General features: G+C 56.9%; 1 protein-coding gene. It reads right to left on the reverse strand.

Annotated elements, in window-relative coordinates:
* Positions 1 to 246: GNAT family N-acetyltransferase (locus tag ACY9Z2_RS19280; RefSeq protein ID WP_463611292.1), on the reverse strand; the 246-nt coding region annotated here is incomplete at both ends.

A 246-nucleotide genomic window follows, 5' to 3' on the forward strand; every position in this document is an offset into this window, starting at 1 on the left:
TCCAGCATCATGCCGGGAAATCCCTTCGCCTTTGCCCACTCGATGGCGCATTCCATCAGGGCACGCCCGACGCTCTGCCCGCGATAGTTTGGCTCGACGGCAATGTCGTCGATGCAGGCATAAGCATTCCAATACTTCACGACCCTGATCTGCCCGGCGAGGTCATCGTCCACATAAGCTAAGAAAATGACACGCTCGGGATTGGAAACGTAGGAAGGCGCGTTGACATCCTCCCGCCCATACTGT

The sequence above is a fragment of the Virgibacillus sp. GM2-2 genome, assembly GCF_055329585.1.